This window comes from Bradyrhizobium sp. (assembly GCF_049581145.1).
Classification (GTDB): domain Bacteria; phylum Pseudomonadota; class Alphaproteobacteria; order Rhizobiales; family Xanthobacteraceae; genus Bradyrhizobium.
Map to the genome: position 1 here is coordinate 1 of NZ_JBAURI010000902.1, position 1,608 is coordinate 1,608.

Annotated in this window: 1 protein-coding gene; it reads left to right on the forward strand. The window is 64.2% G+C overall.

The window, feature by feature from the left end:
- Positions 1-160: 160 nt before the first annotated feature.
- On the forward strand, positions 161-1,608 hold a 1,448-nt coding region (locus WCB02_RS29625), incomplete at its 3' end, for a CTP synthase (RefSeq protein WP_423963476.1).

Consider the following 1,608-nt stretch of genomic DNA (forward strand, 5'->3'; position numbering starts at 1 on the left):
CATGATCGCTGCGGGGACCCTCCGCTATCCGGCCCAGAGTCTCGCGCGTGGCGAGCGGGCGCACGCCGGCCTACCGATCACACCCGCCGGGGCGGGGGGTGCGCGGTCTCGGAAAATCCTCCTCGCCGAATCATCTGCGATCGGTTAGATGTAAAGTCCCATGGCGCGGTTTATCTTCATCACCGGCGGCGTGGTTTCCTCGCTTGGCAAGGGTCTGGCTTCGGCGGCTCTCGGCGCGCTCCTGCAGGCGCGCGGCTACACCGTCCGCCTGCGCAAGCTCGATCCCTATCTCAACGTCGATCCGGGTACGATGTCGCCCTACCAGCACGGCGAGGTCTTCGTCACCGACGACGGCGCGGAGACCGACCTCGACCTTGGCCACTACGAGCGCTTCACCGGCCGCCCGGCGATCCGCACCGATAACATCACCACCGGCCGCATTTACCAGGACATCCTCGCCAAGGAGCGTCGCGGCGACTATCTCGGCGCCACCATCCAAGTCATTCCTCACGTGACCAACGCCATCAAGGATTTCATCCGCGACGGCAACGAGGGCTTCGACTTCGTGCTGTGCGAGATCGGCGGCACCGTCGGCGACATCGAGGGCCTGCCGTACTTCGAAGCCATCCGTCAGCTTGGCAACGACCTGCCGCGAAACCACGCTGTCTACATCCACCTCACCCTGATGCCATATATCCCGAGCGCGGGTGAACTAAAAACCAAGCCGACCCAGCACTCGGTGCGGGAACTCCGCGCCATCGGCATTCAGCCCGATATTCTGCTGTGCCGCTCCGACCGGCCGATCCCCGAGAGCGAGCGGCGCAAGCTGGCGTTGTTCTGCAACGTGCGAGAGAGCGCCGTGATCGAGGCGCTCGACGTCGACAACATCTACGCCGTGCCGCAAGCCTATCACGCCGGTGGTTTGGACGGAGAGGTGTTGGCCGCGTTCGGCATTGAATCACCGCCAGAGCCCGATCTCGCGACCTGGGACTACATCGACGCCCGCATTCGCAATCCCGAAGGCGATGTGACCATCGCCATTGTCGGCAAATACACCGGCATGAAGGACGCCTATAAATCGCTGATCGAAGCGCTCTCGCACGGCGGCATCGCCAACAAGGTCAAGGTCAATCTCGACTGGATCGAGAGCGAGGTGTTCGAGCACGAGGATCCGGCGCCGTATCTCGAACACGTCGACGGCATCCTGGTCCCGGGCGGTTTTGGTCAGCGCGGCACCGGCGGCAAAATCCGCGCCGCGCAGTTCGCGCGCGAACGTCAGGTGCCGTATTTCGGCATCTGCTTCGGCATGCAGATGGCGGTGATCGAGGCGGCGCGGAACCTGTGCGGCATCGAGGACGCGAACTCGACCGAATTCGGCGCCACGCGCGAGCCGATCGTCGGCCTGATGACCGAATGGATGAAGGGCAACGAGTTGCAGAAGCGCGGGCTCAACGGCGATCTTGGCGGCACCATGCGGCTTGGCGCTTACCCCGCCTTGCTTCAGCGCGGCAGCCGCGTCGCCGACATCTATCAGGCCACCGAGATTTCGGAGCGACATCGCCACCGCTACGAGGTCAATACCGCCTACAAGGACCGCCTGGCGCAGCA